The 20,319-nt window shown below is 74.0% G+C and carries 18 protein-coding genes; 10 read left to right on the top strand and 8 right to left on the bottom strand.

Annotated features, from left to right (window positions below):
• Window positions 1-25: 25 nt before the first annotated feature.
• The 3 genes from ACWDVG_RS18200 to ACWDVG_RS18190 all read right to left on the bottom strand — a co-directional run bounded on the left by ACWDVG_RS18200 (window position 26) and on the right by ACWDVG_RS18190 (window position 2,012).
• Complete coding sequence (locus tag ACWDVG_RS18200; protein ID WP_451700248.1) at window positions 26-484, bottom strand: SUKH-3 domain-containing protein; 459 nt, start codon at window positions 482-484, stop codon at window positions 26-28.
• On the bottom strand, window positions 477-1,250 hold the full coding sequence (locus tag ACWDVG_RS18195) for a class I SAM-dependent DNA methyltransferase (protein WP_451700247.1): 774 nt from the start codon (window positions 1,248-1,250) through the stop codon (window positions 477-479). The genes ACWDVG_RS18200 and ACWDVG_RS18195 overlap by 8 nt, the downstream gene beginning before the upstream one ends.
• Window positions 1,251-1,328: 78 nt before the next feature.
• Window positions 1,329-2,012, bottom strand: coding sequence for an alpha/beta fold hydrolase (locus ACWDVG_RS18190; RefSeq protein ID WP_451700246.1), 684 nt, complete (start codon window positions 2,010-2,012; stop codon window positions 1,329-1,331).
• 435 nt (window positions 2,013-2,447) lie between these two features.
• Between ACWDVG_RS18190 and ACWDVG_RS18185 the strand changes: the two genes are divergently transcribed.
• Window positions 2,448-3,596 carry a Cmx/CmrA family chloramphenicol efflux MFS transporter gene (locus ACWDVG_RS18185; RefSeq protein ID WP_451700281.1) on the top strand — a complete coding sequence of 383 codons (1,149 nt, stop codon included), beginning with the start codon at window positions 2,448-2,450 and terminating at the stop codon, window positions 3,594-3,596.
• Here the strand turns inward: ACWDVG_RS18185 and ACWDVG_RS18180 are convergent.
• Both ACWDVG_RS18180 and ACWDVG_RS18175 read right to left on the bottom strand, forming a co-directional pair.
• Window positions 3,569-3,814, bottom strand: a complete 246-nt coding sequence (locus tag ACWDVG_RS18180; protein WP_451700244.1) for a LacI family DNA-binding transcriptional regulator — start codon at window positions 3,812-3,814, stop codon at window positions 3,569-3,571. The genes ACWDVG_RS18185 and ACWDVG_RS18180 overlap by 28 nt on opposite strands.
• Before the next feature lie 173 nt (window positions 3,815-3,987).
• Window positions 3,988-4,968, bottom strand: a complete 981-nt coding sequence (locus ACWDVG_RS18175; protein ID WP_451700280.1) for a zinc-dependent alcohol dehydrogenase — start codon at window positions 4,966-4,968, stop codon at window positions 3,988-3,990.
• Between the two features lie 357 nt (window positions 4,969-5,325).
• Here ACWDVG_RS18175 and ACWDVG_RS18170 point away from each other — a divergent pair, with 357 nt between their 5' ends.
• Window positions 5,326-6,096 (top strand): IclR family transcriptional regulator, encoded by a 771-nt coding sequence (locus tag ACWDVG_RS18170; RefSeq protein WP_451700243.1) that lies wholly within the window; start codon window positions 5,326-5,328, stop codon window positions 6,094-6,096.
• Window positions 6,097-6,175: 79 nt separating this feature from the next.
• Here the strand turns inward: ACWDVG_RS18170 and ACWDVG_RS18165 are convergent, their stop codons facing one another.
• Window positions 6,176-7,444 (bottom strand): ROK family protein, encoded by a 1,269-nt coding sequence (locus tag ACWDVG_RS18165; protein ID WP_451700242.1) that lies wholly within the window; start codon window positions 7,442-7,444, stop codon window positions 6,176-6,178.
• 227 nt (window positions 7,445-7,671) lie between these two features.
• Here ACWDVG_RS18165 and ACWDVG_RS18160 point away from each other — a divergent pair, with 227 nt between their 5' ends.
• The 5 genes from ACWDVG_RS18160 (at window position 7,672) to dgoD (ending at window position 12,939) form a co-directional block, all read left to right on the top strand.
• Window positions 7,672-8,583, top strand: a complete 912-nt coding sequence (locus ACWDVG_RS18160; protein WP_451700241.1) for an SMP-30/gluconolactonase/LRE family protein — start codon at window positions 7,672-7,674, stop codon at window positions 8,581-8,583.
• Between the two features lie 53 nt (window positions 8,584-8,636).
• Entirely contained in the window at window positions 8,637-9,278 is a 642-nt protein-coding gene (locus tag ACWDVG_RS18155) for a bifunctional 4-hydroxy-2-oxoglutarate aldolase/2-dehydro-3-deoxy-phosphogluconate aldolase (RefSeq protein WP_451700239.1), read from the top strand.
• Window positions 9,275-10,270, top strand: coding sequence for a sugar kinase (locus ACWDVG_RS18150; protein WP_451700238.1), 996 nt, complete (start codon window positions 9,275-9,277; stop codon window positions 10,268-10,270). Before ACWDVG_RS18155 ends, ACWDVG_RS18150 begins: the two co-directional genes overlap by 4 nt.
• 774 nt (window positions 10,271-11,044) lie before the next feature.
• Entirely contained in the window at window positions 11,045-11,797 is a 753-nt protein-coding gene (locus tag ACWDVG_RS18145; protein ID WP_451700237.1) for an SDR family NAD(P)-dependent oxidoreductase, read from the top strand.
• Window positions 11,794-12,939: a galactonate dehydratase gene (gene dgoD / locus ACWDVG_RS18140; protein WP_451700236.1), complete on the top strand. Its 1,146-nt coding sequence runs from the start codon at window positions 11,794-11,796 to the stop codon at window positions 12,937-12,939. The genes ACWDVG_RS18145 and dgoD overlap by 4 nt, the downstream gene beginning before the upstream one ends.
• A gap of 104 nt (window positions 12,940-13,043) precedes the next feature.
• Here dgoD and ACWDVG_RS18135 read toward each other — a convergent pair whose 3' ends face one another.
• A complete protein-coding gene (locus ACWDVG_RS18135; protein ID WP_451700279.1) occupies window positions 13,044-14,627 on the bottom strand; it encodes a glycoside hydrolase family 53 protein in 1,584 nt (527 codons plus the stop codon).
• Window positions 14,628-14,802: 175 nt separating this feature from the next.
• On the bottom strand, window positions 14,803-16,836 hold the full coding sequence (locus ACWDVG_RS18130; protein ID WP_451700235.1) for a beta-galactosidase: 2,034 nt from the start codon (window positions 16,834-16,836) through the stop codon (window positions 14,803-14,805).
• A 205-nt stretch (window positions 16,837-17,041) separates the two neighbouring features.
• Here ACWDVG_RS18130 and ACWDVG_RS18125 point away from each other — a divergent pair, with 205 nt between their 5' ends.
• From ACWDVG_RS18125 to ACWDVG_RS18115, 3 genes are read left to right on the top strand one after another with little or no spacing between them, the layout of a single operon-like run.
• The gene (locus tag ACWDVG_RS18125) at window positions 17,042-18,358 is read left to right on the top strand and encodes an extracellular solute-binding protein (RefSeq protein WP_451700234.1); all 1,317 of its coding nucleotides are present in this window, start codon (window positions 17,042-17,044) and stop codon (window positions 18,356-18,358) included.
• On the top strand, window positions 18,355-19,338 hold the full coding sequence (locus ACWDVG_RS18120; protein WP_451700233.1) for a carbohydrate ABC transporter permease: 984 nt from the start codon (window positions 18,355-18,357) through the stop codon (window positions 19,336-19,338). The genes ACWDVG_RS18125 and ACWDVG_RS18120 overlap by 4 nt, the downstream gene beginning before the upstream one ends.
• Entirely contained in the window at window positions 19,335-20,300 is a 966-nt protein-coding gene (locus tag ACWDVG_RS18115; RefSeq protein WP_451700231.1) for a carbohydrate ABC transporter permease, read from the top strand. Before ACWDVG_RS18120 ends, ACWDVG_RS18115 begins: the two co-directional genes overlap by 4 nt.
• Window positions 20,301-20,319: the final 19 nt, after the last annotated feature.

Here is a 20,319-nt window from a genome sequence, read left to right as displayed (position 1 = left end):
GCACCGGGCCTGAGAGCTGCGGCGACTAGAAGAAGCTCATGTCCCAGTCGCCCGAGATCAGGGCCCGCACGGCTTCCTCGAAGCCGTGCGCGACCCGCTGAACTCCGGCGTCGCCACCGAGGGCGATGTCACCGTTCTCCGCGAGGAGGACCATCTCCTCGGTCTCGAAAGCGATGCCCACGGGCAGGGCGGACATCCCGAGACGCTTCTCGAAGGACCGCACGTTCGGCGCGAACGCCTCCGCGGCCTCCCCGACCGAGATCGTCAGCGAGGTCTCGTCCCCGGTGACGTGCGACGGCCAGAAGACCGTCGTCTCGCCGTACTTCCCGAGGAACGCCACGAGCTCGTCGGTGACGTCGAAACCCGCCTCCTGGTAGGCCAGGCGGGCCGCCTCGACGTCCACGGGACCGCACACGACGCGCGAGGCACCGGTGAACGCCCTGCCGAGGGATTCCTCCCTCGCCCTGCTCTGCTCGTCACTCATCCAAGATCCTCTCTCGAAACACACCCTGGGCCGGCTTGCGCCAGACCGAGATGTGCTTCGGGGAGTCCTGGGTGAACGGAGACCCGTCCCAGTCCGCGACACGACGTTCCAGTTCGAGCCCCGCGATCCGGGCCATCAGGTCGAGCTCCGCCGGCCAGGCGTACCGGTGGCGGGAGTTCTCGCGGCGGTAGTGGCCGGTGGCGGCGTCGCGGGTGAAGTGGTGGGAGACGAGGACCTGCTCCACCAGGTCGAAGGTGTCGAAGCCGAGGTGCCGCTCGGAGACGTCGAACGGCACCGCGACCTGTCCCGGGGGCAGGAACCGCAGCGGGGGGACGACCAGTTCGATGACGAAGCGGCCGCCGGGCTCCAGGTGCCGTGCGGCGTTGCGGAAGCACGCGACCTGCTCGTCCTGGGTGAGCAGGTTGCTGATGGTGTTGTAGACGAGGTAGACCAGCGTGAACCCACCGGGGACGACGGTGGTGGCCATGTCCCCGATGACGACCGGCAGCGTCTCCTCGTCGACCTTGCGCCGCAGCACCGCCGCCATGTGCTCGGACAGTTCGATGCCCACCACCGGCACACCGCGCTCCCGGAGCGGAACGCCCACCCGTCCGGTTCCGATCGCGAACTCCAGGGCTCGGCCGTCCCCGGAGAGTTCCGCGAGGAAGTCGAGGGTCGGCCCGAGCACGGCGGGCGAGGACAGGTCGGTCTCCTCGGCGTCGTAGCGTTCGGCGGTCGCGCGGGTCCACAGTTCACTGCTCGTCACGGTCGGCCACTGTGCCGGGGGAGAAGGGGCGGTGTCGACGCATTTTCGGCTGTGCGGCACGGGCGCGGGCGTCACCGGCTACGGGGCCGCGGCCTCCGCCAGGACGCGGGCGAGCTCGCGGGGGCGGGTGGCCATCGGCCAGTGGCCCGAGTCCAGGTCCACGTACGCGAGGTGGGTGGCGCGGGCGAGGTCGGGGCTCTCTCCGGCCGCGATCCACTCCTTGGCCCGGGCGGGGGTGAACTCGGGGCAGACGACCACGACGGGGACGTCGAAGCGGCGCTCGTCGGTCAGGCGCACGACGCCCTGGGCGACCCCCTCGGGGACGGGAACGGCGGCCGCCGCGAAGCGTCGCCGGGCCTCGTCGTCCAGATCCGCGGACTCGGCTCCCTCGAACGGGCCCCAGCCCGGGAACGGCACGGCCCCGTCGGCCACCGGGAAGAAGTCGGCGTAGGCCCGCCCGTCGGCGGCGGGGAAACCGCCGATCAGCGCCACCTTGGACACCTTCTCCGGCCGCGCGTCGGCGGCCAGCCAAGCCAGGCTCGCCGCGGCCGAGTGCCCCACCACCAGCGGCTTCCCGGGCGCCGCGTCCACGGCGGCGACCACGGCCGCCAGCTGGTCGCCGAGCGTCGCGGAGGCGGCGCCGTCGCCCTGGCCGGGGAGGGCGATCGGCACGGGTCGGTGGCCGAGCGCGGTGAGCTCGGCCACCACGTCGTCCCATGCGGAGGGGGTGAGCCACAGGCCGGCGATGAGCAGGACGTACACGTGTGTTCTCCCGGAGGGTGCGAAGCCGGCGTGCGTGCTGTCGGCACGCTAGCGGGAGGCTCTGACAACGGCCCCGGGCAGCGGGCGGACCCGGACGTCCGCGGGCCGTCCGAAAACCCGCTGCGGCCGCGGGGCCGGCGTGGCTAGCCTGGCCCGTATGGCGAGCCCCGAGGCGTCCAGAGCGGGGGGCTTTCGGTCACGCGCCGTCAGCCCCTGAGCCCCTACGTCGTCCCCCGAGCCGGTGACACGACCACCGACCAGCCGTCGCGACGCACCGCGCGGCCGGTCGCGCGTGCCCGCGGACGGGTGGGCGGACGGGCACTTCGAGGCGGCGGCGGTGACGAGACGACGTCCACCGTTCTCGCCTCACCCCGGGAGCCACTCGTGCCCCAGCCCACGTTCCACCGCCGCGTCGACCCGCCGTCGCGCGGCCCGCTGCCCCTCGCTCTCCCCCTCCTCGCCGTGGCCGTCTTCGCCATGGGCACATCGGAGTTCATGCTCGCCGGCCTGCTGCCGGACCTCGCCCACGACCTGGGGGTGAGCGTCGGCGCCGCCGGGTCGCTCACCTCCGCCTTCGCCATCGGCATGGTGGTCGGCGCGCCGCTCATGGCCGTTGTCGCCCGGGGCCGGGCGGGCCGGTCCTGGCTGCTCGCGTTCCTGTGGGTCTTCCTCGTCTCCCACGTCGTCGGCGCGGTCGCCACGAGCCTTCCCGTCCTGCTCGTCAGCCGGGTCGTCGCCGCCCTCGCGAACGCGGGCTTCCTCGCCCTGGCGCTCACCACGGCGACCGCGCTCGTCCCGCCGGACCGCACGGCACGCGCGCTCGCCGTCCTCCTCGGCGGGACGACCGTCGCCACCGTGGTCGGGGTGCCCGGCGGCGCCCTGCTCGGGAACCTCGCCGGGTGGCGGGCCGTGTTCTGGGCGGTCGCCGCCCTCTGCGTACCCGCCGCCCTCGGCATCCTGCGCGGCGTACCCGACCGACCGTCCGAGCGGCTCCAACCCACGTCTCTGCGGGCCGAGTTCGCGGTACTCCGGGCACCCCGGCTCGTCCGGGTGATCGTCCTGGCCGCGCTGGTCAACGCCGCCACCTTCGGCGCCTTCACCTATCTCGCGCCGGTCGTCACCGGCCCCGCGGGGCTCGCGGCGCCGTGGGTGTCCGGGGCCCTGGTGCTGTTCGGCGCAGGTTCCTTCGCCGGCGTCACGCTGGCGGGGCGGTTCGCCGACCGGCACGCGGACCGGGTCCTCGCCGTCGGCGGACCGCTGCTCCTCACGGGCTGGGTCGCCCTGGCCGTCACGGCGCACCACCCGGGGGCCCTGCTCGGCCTCCTCCTCGTCCAGGGCGCCCTGTCGTTCGCGCTCGGCGGCACGCTCGTCGCGCGCATCCTGTACGAGGCGGCCGAGGCCCCCGCCCTGGCCGGGGCCTACGCCACGGCGGCCCTCAACGTCGGCGCGGTCGCCGGACCGCTGCTCGCGGCGCTCGTGCTCGACCCGCCGACGGGGCCGTTCCTGCTGAGCGCGGGACTCGTCGCGACGGCGTCGGCCGTCGCCGCCGTCGGCGGTCACGATCCGGGCGGCGCCGGAAGGTAGTCACGCGGGCCCGTCCCCGTTCCGCACGCCGAGGGCCGGCACCGGACGGCTTCGGTGCCGGGCCCCGGGAGGCGTACCGCCGCGTCGGGGGGACCGGCGGGACGCTCCGTCGTCGCGCTCCCGATCGGGTCGGAGATGGGGCGCTTGCCGCTGAGGACATGGCTCACCGTGCCGGCCGACACTCCGGCGTGCCGGGCGACCTCGGCGAGCGTGACCATCCCATCTCCCCGGGGTGAATCGCTTCGTCGACACTGCGTCGAGTGATCGCGTCGACGATCGGAACAGACGGTAGACGCGGGGGAGTTGACCTGCCCAGGGAGGGGAACGGAAACGTCGAAGCGCTTCGACAGGACGTCGACGGGAGAGCGGGCAGACGTCGACGGGAGGTCGGTCAGGGGACGAGCAGCACCTTGCCGGTCGCCGGGTCGCCGCCGCCGACGAGGGCGAGCGCCGCGCCGAACTCCTCCAGTGGGAAGGTGTGGGTGACCAGCGGGCCCGGGTCGAGCAGCCCGAGCGAGAAGGCGCGGACGGCGTCGGCCCAGGCCGCCGAGGAGGCCCCGAAGACGCTGCGCACCTCCAACTGGCTGACCGACAGGTGCACCGGGTCGATCCCGGTCGCCCCCTCCGCGAACATCCCCGTCAGCACCACCCGCCCGCCCCGGCGGGCCAGCAGGCAGGACGAGGCCGCGGTGCCCGGCGCCCCCGCGGTCTCCACCACCAGGTCGAAGGCGCCGCGCGCAGCCGCCGACTCCGCCTCCGCCTCCGCGGGAGTGAGCGCCCGGGTCGCGCCGAACGCGCGGGCCCGCGCGGCCCGGCCCGCCCGCGGGTCGACGACCACGAGTTCGGCGGGGGAGGAGGCGGCGAGCCACTGCACCGCGAGCAGTCCGAGCGTCCCGGCGCCGACGACGGCGACGCGTTCGCCGGGACGCGGCCGCCCCGCCCGTACGGCCGCGGCGACGACCGCCGCCGGTTCGAGGAGCGCCGCCGCCCGCAGGTCCGCGTCCGCAGGGAGCGGGTGGAGGAGCCGGGCCGGGACGACCAGGTGGTCGGCGAAGGCGCCCGGCTCGGTGAAGCCGGTCTCCGCGTACCCGGCCGTGCACAGGCTCGTCTCGCCGTACCGGCACCGCTCGCACGTGCCGCAGGCGCGGAACCCCTCGGCCACGCACGGCCGGCCGAGCAGCGAGCCGTCCACCCCGGCGCCGACGGCCTCCACGGTGCCGGACCACTCGTGCCCCGGTACGACCGGGTAGCGGACGTACCCGGGCGCGCGGCGGCCGTCGTACAGCTCGCGGTCGCTGAGACAGATCCCGGCGGCCGCGACGCGGACGCGCACCTCGCCGGGCCCCGGCTCGGGTGTCTCCCGCTCGATCAGCCGGTGGGTGCCGGGCCGTTCGACGAGGACCGCGCGACCGGACCGTGGCCTCGCTGTTCCGTCCCGCGGCGTACCGGCGTCGTGGGTGGTGATTCCCTTATGGCGCACGGTAGTTGCTCCCTGGGCGTCGGCGTGGCGTGTTCGAGATGCCGCATCGTGTTCGGCGGGCTGGCGCGACCGTAGGCAGCGGCTCGTCGAGGTGTCAATGGCAGCGCGCCCGGAGCGCGTCCCCGGCGGCGGAGGCGCATCCACGGGGCGTGGGGGCCGTTGCCCGGGCCCGTCCGCACCGCTAGTCTCTGTCCGCGATTTCGGTCGTGGTACGGGATATCGAACGATGCGAGGGTGAGGTGGGGGGCCATGGGGCGACTCGTTCCCGCGGTGACCAGGGCATTCGACATACTGGAGCTCTTCCTCCAGGGCGACGGGACGCTCTCCGCGCCCGAGATCGCCCGCAGGCTCCAGCTGCCCCGCACGACGACGCACGAGCTCCTCGCCACGCTCACCGCCCGCACCTACCTGGTCCCCGTGCGGGACCAGCCGGGCCGCTACCGCCTCGGCGTGCGCACGTACCAGCTGGGCAGCCGGTACGCCGAACAGCTCGACCTCGCCGCCGAGGGGCACCAGGTCGCCCACCAGGTGGCGGAGACCTGTGGCGAGACCGTCCACGTCGCCGTCCTGGAGGACATGGACGTCATCTACATCGCGAAGGTCGACTCCACGCACGCGGTCCGCATGGTGTCCGCCGCCGGGCGCCGCCTCCCGGCCCACTGCACAGCCGTCGGCAAGATGCTCCTCGCCACCCTGCCGGAGGAGGAGCTGGATGAGCGCCTCGACGGGCGCGAGCTGACCGCGATGACCCCGCACAGCCTCGCCGACCCGGACGCGCTGCGCGCCGCCCTCGCCGAGATCAGGATCCTCGGCGTCGCCGTCGAGCAGCGGGAGTCGAACCCGGACGTGAGCTGTGTCGCCGCCCCCGTCCGCGACCGGTCGGGCCGGGTCGTCGCCGCGCTCTCCGTCTCGGTCCCGGTGACCCGCTGGAACGAGGACCGCGAGAACGAGCTGACCGCCCTCGCGGGCCGGGGCGCCGCCGACCTCTCGTCCCGCCTGGGCTTCCGCGGCGTCCACTGACCGGTGGCCGGTGGCCGGTGGCCGGTGGCCGCGGCCGGGTCCGGTGCGTCAGGCCCCGGCGCTACCGGGTTCCTGTGCGTCAGGCCCCGGTCTCCGCCGTCCGGTTCCTGCGGCCGTCCCGGGGCCGGCGCATGCGGCTGACCGGACCGAAGACGTCGCGGTCGTTGAGGAAGCCCTCCAGGGCGAAGGTGGCCGCCCCCCGGGTGACCGCGTTGTGCGGGACGGCGCTGCGGCGCAGCGTCGCCGCCTTGTGCGGCAGCGGCAGTGCGTGCCGCGGCACCGCCTCGTACGTGGCCGTCAGCAGACGTTCGCCGAGCAGGTCCACGACCTGGTTGCCGAGGACGAGGACCCGGGGGTTGACCAGGTTGACCAGGTTGGCGACGGCGGCGCCGAGGTAGCGTCCCGTGCGGTCGATCACCGCGGCGGCCGTCGCGTCACCGTCGGCCGCGGCGAGGGCCAGCGCCGCGACCGTGGCCGCGTCGTCCGGGCCCGTCGCCCGCTCGTCGCCGGGCGCCAACTCCCGCCACGTCTCGGCGATCCCGCGCGTCGACACGTACGCCTCCACGCATCCCCGGTTGCCGCACGTGCAGAGCCGCCCGTCGAGCGCGAGGCACGTGTGCCCCCACTCGCCCGCACTGTTGGTGAAGCCCCGGTGGAGCTGGCCCCCGATCGCGATCCCCGCCCCCACGCCCGCCCTGAGGGTGAGCACCACCAGGTCGTCCACGTCCCGGCCCGCGCCGAACCACATCTCCGCGACCGTGCTGGCCCGCAGCGGGTTGTCGAGCCAGAGGGGCAGGTCGAGCCGCTCCTCGAGGAGTGCCCGCAGCGGCACCTCGCGCCAGGACCAGTACGGCGAGAAGGACGAGACGCCGCCCTCGCGCTCGACCATGCCCGGCACGCTCACCCCCGCCCCGAGCACCCGCTCGCGCGGCACCCCGGTCGCGCGCAGCAACTCCTCGACGCAGGCGGCAAGTTGGCCGACGACGTCGGCGGGCCGCACGTCGCCGGGCGGGAGCGGCCGTTCGACGGAGTGCCGTACGGCGAGGGAGAGGTCGAAGAGTTCGGCGTGGACGGAGGTCTCGGCGATGTCGATCCCGATCAGCGCGCCGCGCTCGGCGTTCACGGCGAGCCGCGCGCGGGGCCGGCCGCCGCTGGAGTCCTCGTGACCCGCCTCGACGAGGACGCCTGCGTCGAGGAGTTCCGCCGTGAGGTTGGCGACGGTGGCGAACGAGAGTCCGGTCGCCGCCGCGATGTCCTGGCGGCTCATCGCGCCCGGACCCGCGTAGACCCGCCTGAGCACCTCGAAGCGGTTGAGGCGCCGGATGTCCTGCGACGTCCGCTTGATCATCCCGTGACTCTCCTCCGCTCGGCCCACGTCCCTCCCGGAATGTTATTCGAAGGGTTGGAAGAAGCGGGCGGCGGGATATTTACAACCGTTAGACGAAGCCCTAGCTTTTTAAGGGTCAACCCCAGGAGGACCAGATGCTGCACCTCAGGGCCGTGCCCTGCTCCCCCCAGCCCGGGCGCCTTTGCGAAGGCCCCCTCTGGGACCCCCGGCGCGGGGAACTGCTCTGGGTGGACATCACCGAGGGCCTCGTCCACCGCGCCGCCCTCACCACGGCGGGCGAGCGCGGCGACGGTGGCGACGGGCCCGGTGACGGGCCGTCCGACGGACACGCCGACGGACACGCCGACGGACACGCCGACGGACACGGGCGCGAGGGCGGCCGGACGGACCTGGAGACCCTCGCCACCCTCCGCTTCGACCGCCCCGTCGGCGCCGTCGCCCCCTGCGACTCCGGCGCCCTGCTCGTCGCCGCGGGCGCCTCCTTCCTGCGCGTCGAGGACGGCAGCCGCGCCACCGAGGCCCTCGAACTCGCCGCCCTCGCCCTCCCCGACGACGGCCTGCCCCGCCGCCTGAACGACGCCGCCGTCGACCCCGCGGGCCGCCTCCTCGCCGGCACCATGGCGTACGACGAGAGCCCCGGCGCCGGGGCGCTCTACCGCCTCGACCCCCACGGCCTCGCCACCCTCATCGACTCCGTCACCATCTCCAACGGCCTCGGCTGGAGCCCCGACGGAGGCCTCCTCTACTACGCCGACAGCCCCACCGGCCGCGTCGACGTCTTCACCTACGACCCCGCCACCGGCGCCCTCGCCGACCGCCGGCCCTTCGCCGTCCTCGACCGCGGCGTGCCCGACGGCCTCACCGTCGACAGCGAAGGCCGGGTCTGGGTCGCCGTCTGGGGCGGCGGCGAGGTCCTCGCGTACACCCCCGACGGCACCCTCCACGCCCGCGTCGAGGTCCCCGCCTCCCACGTGACGAGCTGCGCCTTCGCCGGACCCGACCTCGACGTCCTCGTCATCACCACCGCCACCCAGGGCCTCGACGAGGAGCAGCTGCGCGCCGAACCCGACGCCGGCCGCCTCTTCGTCTGCCGCCCCGGCGCCACGGGCCTGCCCACCACCCCGTACGCCGACCTCTGAGCCGTACGCCGACGCCCACCGGCCTCCCCGCCCCCACTCCGCAAGGAACCACCATGACCACCCCGTACGAGGGGCTGCGCGACGCCCTCGCCGCCGCCCCCGTCATCGCGATCCTCCGCTCCACCTCCGCCACCCGCTTCGCCGAGGTCACCGACACCCTCGTCGCCTGCGGCGTGCGCGCCGCCGAGTTCACCCTCACCACCCCCGGGGTGCTCGACGCGCTGCGCGAGTACGCCGCCGACGCCCCGCCCGGACTCGCGCTCGGCGCCGGGACCGTCACCACCCCCGCCGAGGCCGCCGCCGCCGTCGAGGCCGGTGCCACCTACCTCATCACCCCGACCACCTCCACCGAGGTCATCGCCGAGGCCGCCCGCCTCGACGTGCCGGTGCTGCCCGGCGCGTACACCCCGACCGAGATCCTCACCGCATGGCGCGCCGGTGCCACGATGGTGAAGCTGTTCCCCGCCGCCACCGGCGGCCCCGAGTACCTCCGCGCCGTTCGCGCCCCGCTCCCCGACGTGCCGCTCGTCCCCACCGGGGGCATCGCCGCCGCCGACGCCCCGGCGTACCTCGCGGCCGGGGCCGCCGCCCTCGGTATCGGCAGCCCCCTCGTCGGGGACGCCTGCGAGACCGGCGACCTCGCGGCGCTCACCGACCGGGCCGCCGCCTTCCTCGACGGGATACGCCTCCGATGACGCCGCCGCACCCCGACCGCACGACCGGTCCCGCACCGGAGACCGGACCCGCGCCCGAGCTCGTCACGCTCGGCGAGGCCATGGCGGTCGTGGCCGCCACCGAACCCGGACCCCTCTCCAACGGCGCCGCCCTGCGGCTCGGCTGGGCCGGGGCCGAGGCGACCGTCGCCGTCGGCGTCAGCCGCCTCGGGCACTCCGCCGCCTGGACCGGCCGGGTCGGCGCCGACCCCGTCGGCACGATGATCCTCGCCGGCCTGCGCGCCGAGGGCGTCGACGTCACCGGCGCCCGCGTCGACCCCGACGCGCCCACCGGCCTGATGCTCCGCGAGCGCAGGACCGCCGACCGGCTCCGCGTCGGCTACTACCGCGCCGGGCTGGCCGGCTCCCGGCTCGCCCCCGCCGACCTGGACGAGGAGCGGCTCGCCCGCGCCCGCGTCCTCCACGTCACCGGGATCACCCCGGCGCTCGGCGCCACCGCCCGCGCGGCCGTCGAGCGCGCCGTCGCCGTCGCGCACGACGCCGGGGTCACCGTCTCCTTCGACGTCAACCTCCGCGAGCGGCTCTGGAGCCGCGCCGAGGCCGCCGAGGTACTCGGAAAGCTCCTGCCGTACGCGGACGTCGTCTTCGCCGGACCCGAGGAGGCCGCGCTCTTCGTGCCCGAGGGCGACCCGGAGGGGACGGCCCGCGCCCTCACCCGGCTCGGCCCCTGCGAGGCCGTCCTCAAACTCGGCGCCGAGGGGGCCCTCGTGGTGGCGGGCGGCGAGGTCCACGTCCAGCCCGCGATCCCGGTCACGGCGGTCGACCCGGTCGGCGCGGGCGACGCCTTCGTCTCCGGCTACCTCGCGGCCCACCTCGACGGCTCCCCGGTCCCCGACCGCCTCCGCCTGGCCGCGCTCTGCGGCGCCTTCGCCGTCTCGGTCCCGGGCGACTGGGAAGGCATCCCGCACCGCACGGAACTGGGCCTCCTGGCGGCGCAGGACATCACCCGGTAGGGGAGCGGGGGTTCCCCTCGCGGTTTCCGGGCCGGGGCGGGGCCCCTCGCCCCGAGCCCCCGGGGGAGGGGGCCACCCCGGGCCACACCTCCGGACCCCACCCCGAACCCCACCCCGGGGCCCCTCCCGGGTCCCGGCGCCCCTGGCGGATCGGGCCCCACGCCCGCCAAGGGTCACCCTCCGGCAGGGGGGACCCTCCCCTCGGCCCGGGCCGGGGGCCCCACCCCGAACCCCACCCCGGGGCCGGAGCCCGCGGCCTCACCCGGGGCCTCTCCCGGGAGGGAGGGTTCCCCTCCCTCCCGGGAGGCCGCAGGCTCTGCCCGGGCCCCGGCGCCCCTGGCGGGTCGGGCCCCACGTCCGCCAAGGGGCATCCCCCAGCCGGGGGGACCCTCCCCTCGGCCCTGGGCCGAGGGCCCCACCCCTCGTTCCGAGGGAACGGGGCCGGGGACACCCGAGCCCCGGCGGGCCCGAGCCCCGGAGCCCCCGCTTCGGGCCCCGGAGCGGGAGGCCCGGGCCCGGCGGCCGCTCCGGAGCAGGCCGCCCGCCCCGGAGCAGGCCCTGACCGCCCGACCGCCCACACCTGCACCGCACCGCCCGACCGCCCGCACACCCACCGCCCCGCCACCACACCCCCACCGCACCGACCGACCGCCCACACGCCCCGCGTCCGCGCAGGACCCCCCGCCTGCGGGACGCCTCCCGGCGGGGTCCCGGGGAACCGCACACCCCGAGGTCCCGCCCCCCTCTCGTCACTCCACACACAGGACACCGCACATGAACCGTTTCTCCGGCCGGACCGCCGTCGTCACCGGCGCCGCATCCGGCATCGGGGCCGCGAGCGCCGTACGGCTCGCCGCTGAAGGTGCCGCCGTCGTCGTCTCCGACATCGCCGACGAGGCCGGCGAGGCCGTCGCCGCCGCCATCCGGGCCGACGGCGGCCGCGCCGTCTACGTCCGCTGCGACGTCTCGTCGGAGGCCGACTGGGCGGCCCTGCGCGAGCAGACCCACGCCCACTTCGGCCACGTGGGCGTCCTCCACAGCAACGCCTTCATCCACACCGCGGCCGCCGCCCACGAACTCCCCGTCGCCACCTGGGACCGGGAGCTCGCGGTCAACCTCCGCGCCCTCTACTTCGCGGTCCGCACCTTCCTCGACGACCTGCGCGCCGAGAGCGGCAGCCTCGTCGCCACCTCCAGCGTGCACGCCGACTTCGGACTGCCGGGCTACGCCGCGTACGCCGCCGCCAAGGGCGGAATGTGCGCGCTGGTCCGGCAGTTGGCCGTCGAGTACGGGCCGGACGTCCGCTTCAACTCCGTCCTGCCGGGACCGATCCTCACCGACGTCTGGAGCGACGTCGACGAGGAGGGCCGCCGCCTCTCCGCCGACGCGACCGCGCTCGCCCGCCTCGGCCGCCCCGAGGAGGTCGCCTCCGCCGTCGCGTTCCTCGCCTCCTCCGACGCCGCCTACATCACCGGAACCAACCTCGTCGTCGACGGCGGCTGGACCGTCAAGAAGGAGTCCAAGTGAAGATCACCGCCCTGCGCACCTACATCGTCGCCCCCCGCTGGTGCTTCCTGCGCGTCGACACCGACGAGGGCATCACGGGCTGGGGCGAGCCCGTCGTCGAAGGCCGCGCCCACACCGTCGCCGCCGCAGTCGAGGAGCTGTCCGACTACCTCGTCGGCCAGGACCCGATGAAGATCGAGGACCACTGGCAGGTCCTCACCAAGGGCGGTTTCTACCGCGGCGGCCCGATCCTCTCCAGTGCCGTCGCCGGCATCGACCAGGCCCTGTGGGACATCACCGGCAAGGCCCTCGGCGTCCCCGTCTGGCAGCTCCTCGGCGGCAACGTCCGCGACCGGGCCCGCGTCTACAGCTGGATCGGCGGCGACCGCCCCGACGAGGTCGCCTCGGAGGCCCTGGCCCGCAAGAACGAGGGCTTCACCGCCATCAAGATGAACGCCTCGGCCCAGCTGCGGCTCATCGACACCCCCGCCGCCACCCAGGCCATCGTCGACCGGGTCGCCTCCATCCGGGAGGCCGTCGGCGACGAGTTCGACATCGCCATCGACTTCCACGGGCGCCTCACCGCCCCGATGGCCCGCCGGGTCCTGCCGCTCCTCGAACCGTACCTGCCCTTCTTCGTCGAGGAGCCGGTCGTCCCCGAGATGAGCGACCACATCGGCGACATCGTCCGCTCCACCTCCATCCCGATCGCGACCGGCGAACGCCTGTACTCCCGCTGGGACTTCAAGAGGGTCCTCGACCAGGGCATCGCGGTCGCCCAGCCGGACCTCTCGCACGCGGGCGGCATCTCGGAGGTGCGCAGGATCGCCGCCATGGCGGAGGCGTACGACGTCTCCCTCGCCCCGCACTGCCCCCTCGGCCCGATCGCGCTCGCCTCATGCCTCCAGGTCGGCTTCGCCGCGCCGAACCTGCTCATCCAGGAGCAGAGCCTCGGCATCCACTACAACACCGGCTCCGACCTGCTCGACTACCTCGTCGACCCCTCGGTCTTCCGGTACGAGGACGGGCACGTGGCCCTGCCGACCGGTCCGGGGCTCGGCATCGAGGTCGACGCGAAGGCGGTCGAGCGCGCCGCCGAGATCGGACACCGCTGGCGCAACCCGGCCTGGCGCCGCGACGACGGCTCCCTGGCGGAGTGGTAGTCCGTGAGGGCGCACGCATGACGAAGGGCCGGACTCCGCCGAGGAGTCCGGCCCTTCGCGCCACCCGGCCGCCCTACCGGTTCACGGGCTCACCGGTCACCGGCTCACCTGTGGGCGAACCAGCTCGCCGCCGGCAGCAGCCTGCTGTCGTAGTCGAACAGCGCCTGGTTCTCCCAGCCGTTGCCGGACGACGGGTCCGTCGGGTCCCAGCCGTTGCCGGTGACGGCCGTCCAGGCCGGCTCCCAGTAGACGACGCCGAGGCCGCGGCCGCCCGGGACGGCCTCCACCACGTTCATCACGTCGCGGAGCCAGGCCGACTGGCCCGCCGGGGAGGCCGGGTAGCCGGAGACCAGCTCCGAGGAGAGGTCGATGATGTTCTCGTGGGCGTCCTCGCTGTCCAGGCGGAAGGGGTACGCCGTCTCCACGACGAGGACCTTCTTGCCGTAACGGGCCGAGACGTCGTCCATGTTGGCCTGGAGCGACGACAGCGCCCCGTGCCAGTAGCCGTAGAAGGACAGCGCGATCACGTCGTAACGCACGCCCTGCGCCGCCGCGTTGTCGAACCAGGTGCGGTACAGCGCGTTGTCGCCGCCGTTCGCGAGGTGCAGGGCGATCTGCGTCGTCGAGGAGACCGCCTTCGCGGCCGAGATGCCGGAGTTGAGCAGCCCGGCGAGCTGCGTCCAGTTGCTCGTCGAGCCCTCGGGCCACAGCATGCCGGTGTTGATCTCGTTGCCGATCTGCACCATGTCGGCGGTCGTGCCCTGCGCCTTCAGGGCGTTGAGGATGTCGTACGTGTGGTCGTACACGTCCGTCCTGAGCCGGCTGTACGAGTGGCCGGCCCACGCGGCGGGCTTGCTCTGGGCGCCCGGGTCGGCCCAGATGTCCGAGTAGTGGAAGTCGACGAGCAGCTTCATGCCCTGTGCCTTGATGCGCTGGGCGGTGGCGAGGACGCGCGCCTTGTCGTTGTAGCCGTCGGCCGGGTTGACCCACACCTTCAGACGGCCGTAGTTGGCACCCGCGGCCTTGAGGAGCGCGACGGGGTCGCCTGTCGTCCCGGCGGCGTTCTTGTAGGTGCCGCCGAGGTCCTCGCTCTTCTTGAGGCCGGAGAGGTCCACGCCCTTCACGCCGAGCCCGGTCGCGCCCGGGGTGAAGGTGAGGTCGTCGACGTTGAGCCAGTTGCCCGCCCTGGCATCGGAGTTGACGCTGATCGTGCACCCGCCGCCGACGACCCTGACGGAGGTGACGATCCGTATCCACGAACTGGTCGTCACCGGCAGGTCGGTGCGCTGCTCGGCCGAGCCGCAGTTCCGCAGCGCCAGGTAGGCCGCGTGCTGGCCGCCGCCGGAGCGCACCCACGCGCTGAGCGTGTACGTGCCGTCCGCGAGCCCGGAGAGGTACTGGTACGTCTCGACCTTGTACGCGGAGGACGACCAGTGCGAGAGGCGGTGACCGCCGCCGCCGCGACCGCCCGCCTCGGTGAAGGAGGCGGCGTTCCGGCCCGCGGCGGAGTAGGTCGACCAGCCGGAGGGCGTGGCCGTGCCGGTGCCGTCGGACTCGAAGCCGGGGTTGGTGAGGGTGCTCGCGGCGGCGGCCTGCTGGGCGGGCAGCGGTCCGGCGAGGAGGCCGGCGCCGAGGGCGCCCGCGAGCGCGGCGGCCCGCAGGCGGAAGCGGCTCTTGGTGAGGTGCATCGTCGATGTCCCTTCGACGGTGAAGGTTGGGGGAGTGGTGGTGCGGTGGTTCCTCACGGTGGTGCTGGTGGTGCTCATGCGGTGGTGCTGGTGGTGCGGCTCGCCCGGGGGCGGCGCGGCGACGCGGCCGCCCCCGTGGAGATCGGGGGGAGTGGAGCGGGGGTGCGGCGGGGCGTCAGCCGTCGAGGCGGACGACGCGTACGCCTCCGGCCGGGACGGTGACCTTGCCGCTGACCGGCGCCCCGCCGAGCAGCTCCGTGCCGGTGCCCGTCCCGGGGCCGTCCAGCGGCACCTCGGCGTCCTCGGCGGAGTGGTTGAGCGCGAAGAGGTAATGGCCGTCGCGTCCGGCGCGGCGGACGACCTCGACGTCGTACGGGAGGCCGGACCGGCCGGCGACCCCGGCGTCCTCGCAGGCGGCGGCGACGATCGCGTCCAGGGAGGCCGCGTCGAGGCGGGTGGAGACGTACCAGGCGGTGCCCCGGCCCAGCCGGTGCCGGGTCACGGCGGGCCCGCCGGCCGCGGGCCCGTCCGCGTACGTCCAGACGGTCTCGGCCCCGCGCGGCCGGACGAACTCGGTCCAGACGTCGCCGGTGAGCGCGGCGCCGCCCGGCCCGGTGATCGTCACGCGTTGGTCGTCGAGGAGCGGTGACCACTCCTCCACGGTGAGGCCGAGGACGTCCCGCAGGGCGCCCGGGTAGGCGCCGGGGTGGACGGCGTCGTGCTCGTCGACGATCCCGGAGAAGTACGAGACGACGAGCGTGCCGCCGTTCTCCACGTACTCCCGGAGGTTCTGCCCGGCGGCCTCGGTCGTCAGGTAGAGCGCGGGGACGACGACCAGCGGGTAGGCGGACAGGTCGGACTCGGGGTGGGCGAAGTCGACGGTGAGGTGCCGGTCGTACAGCGTCTCGTAGAAGCTGTCGGCGCGCTCGCGGGCCTCGTGCGCCTCGTTCGGCCGCCACTCCAGGTTCTGCGCCCACCAGGAGTGCCAGTCCCAGACCATGGCCACGTCGGGGACGGTACGGCTGCCGCGCACCTCGGCCAGGGCGTCCAGGCCGGCGCCGAGGGCGACGACCTCGCGCCAGATCCGCGTGTCGGTGCCGCCGTGCGGGACCATCGCGGAGTGGAACTTCTCGGCGCCGCGCCGGGACTGGCGCCACTGGAAGAACAGGGCGCCCTCGGAGCCGCGGGCGACGTGGGCGAGGGAGTTGCGGGCCATCTCGCCGGGGCGCTTGGCGGGGTTGCGGGCCTGCCAGTTGACCCCGGAGGTGGAGTGCTCCAGGAGCAGCCAGGGGGCGCCGCCCGCGACGGAGCGCGTGAGGTCGGCGGCCATGGCGAGGTTGACGTGGGTGCGGCGGCCGTCGGTGATGAGGTAGTGGTCGTTGGTGACGAGGTCGACCTCGCGGCCCCAGGCCCAGTAGTCGATGGAGTCGCACTGGCTGAGCGCGGTCATGAAGTTGGTGGTGACCGGGATGCCGGGGGAGAGGTCGTGCAGGATGTCCCGCTCCGTCCGGAAGTTCTCGCGGAGGGTGGCGTCGGCGAAGCGGCGGTAGTCGAGCTGCTGGGCGGGGTTTCCGACGGTCGGGGTGACCCGGGGCGGGTCGATCTCCTCGTACGAGCCGTAGCGCTGGCCCCAGAAGGCGGTGCCCCAGGCCTCGTTCACGGCCTCCACCGAGCCGTACGTGCGGTCGAGCCAGACGCGGAAGTGTGCGGCGCAGGTGTCGCAGTAGCAGGCGCTGACGGGCACGCCGTACTCGTTGTGGACGTGCCAGAGGGCGAGCGCGGGGTGGCTGCCGTAGCGGCGGGCGAGTGCGGTCGTGATGCCCGCGGCGGCGGCCCGGTAGGCGGGCGAGCTGTGGCAGATCGCGCCGCGTGAGCCGTACGAGAGGCGGACGCCCTCGGCGGTGACGGGCAGGGCCTCCGGGTGGAGCCGGTAGAACCAGGCGGGCGGGGCGACGGTGGGGGTGCCGAGGTCGACCCGGATGCCGTGGGCGTGGAGCAGGTCGAGGAGCCGGTCGAGCCAGCCGAAGTCGTGGCGGCCTTGCTCGGGCTCCAGGAGGGCCCAGGAGAAGATCCCGACGCTGACCATGGTGACGCCTGCCTCGCGCATCAGCTGGACGTCCTCCTGCCAGACGCTTTCCGGCCACTGTTCGGGGTTGTAGTCCCCGCCGAACGCGAGCCGGTGCAGCCCCTTGGGAGTGGTCTGCGGCATGAGTGTCTCCTGAAAGCTCGGACGATGAAAGCTTCCCGTTTCTGGGAACGTGCACACACCCGATCTCGATGTGGCAACGCAACATAACCGCACAGGAACAACCATTGACAAGTGTCCAGAACATTTCTCTACTGTGAACGCTCACAGATGCATGGCAGGCCCTTCCCGTCGAGGAAGGGCCCCTTTCGGTCAGGGAGAACCACCCATGCCCCACATCACGCGCCGCAGCCTCGCCGCCGCCACCGCCACCCTCCTCGGCGCCACCGCGCTCGCCGCCTGCGGCGCCGGCTCGGGCTCCGGCGACGGCGCAGGCGCCGACTCCGGCCCCGTCAAGCTCACGTACTGGGCCTGGGCGCCCGGCATGGACAAGGTCGCCGCCCTCTGGAACGCCGAGCACCCCGACATCCAGGTCACCGTGCAGAAGCAGGCCTCCGGCGACGACCTCGTCACCAAGATCATCACCGCGGCGAAGGCCCACAAGGGCCCCGACCTGGTCCAGGCCGAGTACCAGGCCCTCCCGACCCTCGTCAGCAACGACGCCCTCGCCGACATAGCCCCGCTCGTCAAGGGCGCCGAGGAGAAGTTCGCCCCCGGCATCTGGCAGCAGGCCACCCTCGGCGGCGACGGCCTCTACGCCCTGCCCCAGGACTCCGGGCCGATGATGTTCTACTACCGCGAGGACCTCTTCCGGCAGTACGGCCTCACCGTCCCCACCACCTGGGACGAGTTCGCCGAGACCGCCCGCGCCCTGAAGAAGAAGGACCCGAAGAAGGCCCTCACCACCTTCTCCGCCAACGACTCCGGCCTCTTCGCCGGCCTCGCCCAGCAGGCCGGCGCCGCGTGGTGGACCTTCGAGGGCGACACCTGGAAGGTCGGCATCGACGACGCCGCCACCAGGAAGGTCGCCGACTTCTGGGGCGGACTCGTCGCCGAGGGCGCCATCGACAACCAGCCCATGTACACCCCCGCCTGGAACAAGGCCCTCAACACCGGCGAGCAGCTCGCCTGGGTCTCCGCCGTCTGGGCCCCCGGCACCCTGACCACCGCCGCCCCCGACACCAAGGGCAAGTGGGCCATGGCCCCCCTCCCGCAGTGGACCGAGGGCGCCGCCGCCACCGGCAGCTGGGGCGGCTCCTCCACCGCCGTCACCTCGGACTCCCGGCACAAGGAGGCCGCGGCCGAGTTCGCCGTCTGGCTCAACACCGACCCGAAGGCGCTCGCCGCCCTCGTCAAGGAGAGCGGCATCTACCCGGCGGCCACCGCCGCCCAGACCAGCGGCGCCCTCGCCAAGGCCCCCGACTACTTCGCCAACCAGCCCGACTTCTACACCCGCGCCGCCGAGATCGCGAAGACCACCGCCCCCGCCGCCTGGGGCCCCAACGTGAACGTCGCCTACACCGCCTTCAAGGACGAGTTCGGCAAGGCCGCCAAGGCCAGGTCCGGCTTCGGCACGGCCCTCGCCAAGGTCCAGGACGCCACCGTCGCCGACCTCGCCAAGCAGGGCTTCGAGGTCGCCAAGTGACACAGCCCGCCGAGGGCGTGCGCCGGGCGTACGGGGCCGAGCCGGCCCCGCACGCCCACCCGGCGCCCGCCGCCACCCGCGCACGCGCGCGCAGCGCCCCCTACGTCTTCCTCCTCCCCGCCGCCGTCCTCTTCGCCCTCTTCTTCGCCCTCCCGATCGGCTACGCCGTCTGGCTCAGCCTCCACAAGGTCGAGATCAAGGGGCTCGGCCTCGGCAAGGGCTCCCGCTCCGAGGTCTGGGCGGGCCTGGACAACTACGCCTCCGCCCTCGCCGACTCCGAGTTCCTCGCCAGCTCCCTGCGCGTCCTCGGCTACGGCGCCCTCGTCGTCCCCGTCATGCTGGGACTCGCCCTCTTCTTCGCGCTGCTGCTCGACTCCCCGCGCGTCCGGGCCCGCTCCTTCGCCCGGCTCGCGATCTTCCTCCCGTACGCCGTGCCCGGCGTCATCGCGGCCGTCCTGTGGGGCTTCCTCTACCTCCCGGACGTCAGCCCCTTCCACTACCTCCTGGAGAAGGCGGGCCTTCCGCGGCCCGACCTCATGGACGGCGGACCGCTCTACCTGGCCATGTCCAACATCGCCGTCTGGGGCGGCACCGGCTTCAACATGATCGTCATCTACACCGCGCTGCGCTCCCTGCCCGCCGAGGTGTACGAGGCGGCCAAGCTCGACGGCTGCTCCGAGCTGCAGATCGCACTCCGCGTCAAGATCCCGATGGTGGTGCCCTCCCTGGTCCTCACCTTCTTCTTCTCGATCATCGCGACCCTCCAGGTCTTCAACGAGCCCATGACGCTCAAGCCGCTCACCAACGGCATCCCGTCCACCTGGAGCCCCCTCATGAAGGTCTACAACGACGCGTTCACCGGCGGGAACATCCACGCCGCCTCGGCCACCGCCGTGGTCCTCGCCCTCGCGACCTTCGTGCTCTCCTTCGCCCTCCTCAGGGTCTCCAACCGCCGCACCACGCAAGGAGCCAGCCGATGACCGGGCTCGCCTCCCCCTCGCAGCGCAAGGCGGCCCCGGCGGCCGGCGCCACCCCGGGCGTCGCCCAGGCCCCGCCCCAGGCCCCGACCCGGACACCTCGCCGGGCCCCCGGCGGCGGCGCGGCCCCCGGCGCCCGCCGCACCGCGCTGCTGCCCACCGCCGCCCTCGTCCTCGGCGCGCTCTACTGCCTGCTGCCCGTCGCCTGGGTCGTCGTCGCCGCCACCAAGCCGGACAGCGAACTCTTCTCCACCTTCTCCTTCCTCCCGGGCGGCGGGCTCACCGACAACGTCGGCGACCTCACCGCGTACCGCGACGGCATCTACTGGCGGTGGATGCTCAACTCCGTCTTCTACGCGGGCCTCGGCGCCGTCCTGTCCACCGCCGTCTCCGCGCTCGCCGGCTACGCCCTCGCGATCTACCGCTTCCCCGGCCGCGAGGCCTTCTTCAACGTGATGCTCACCGGCGTCCTCATGCCCCCGGTCATCCTCGCCATCCCGCAGTACCTGCTCATGGCCGAGGCCGACCTCACCGACAGCCACCTCTCCGTGCTGTTGCCGCTGATCCTCTCCCCGTACGGCGTCTACCTCGGCCGCATCTACGCCGAGGCCGCCATCCCCATGGAGCTGGTCGAGGCGGGCCGCATGGACGGCGCGGGCGAGTGGCGGATCTTCACGCGGATCGCCGTCCCCATGATGTCCCCGGGTCTGGTGACGATCTTCCTCTTCCAGTTCGTCGCCATCTGGAACAACTTCCTGCTGCCGTTCATCATGCTCGGCGACGACGAGAAGTTCCCCATGACCGTCGGCCTGTTCACCCTCCTCAAGCAGGGCGCCTCCCAGCCCGCCCTCTACACCCTGGTGATCACCGGCGCGCTCCTCGCCGTCGCCCCGCTCATCGCCCTGTTCCTGGTCATCCAGCGGTTCTGGAGCCTCGACCTGCTCTCCGGCGCCGTAAAGTCCTGAGCACAGGGGATCGAGGGGA

The sequence above is a fragment of the Streptomyces sp. NPDC003327 genome (genome assembly GCF_053589515.1).
Note: the sequence above shows the minus strand (reverse complement) of the source record. Positions and strands in the feature narration are given on the sequence as shown.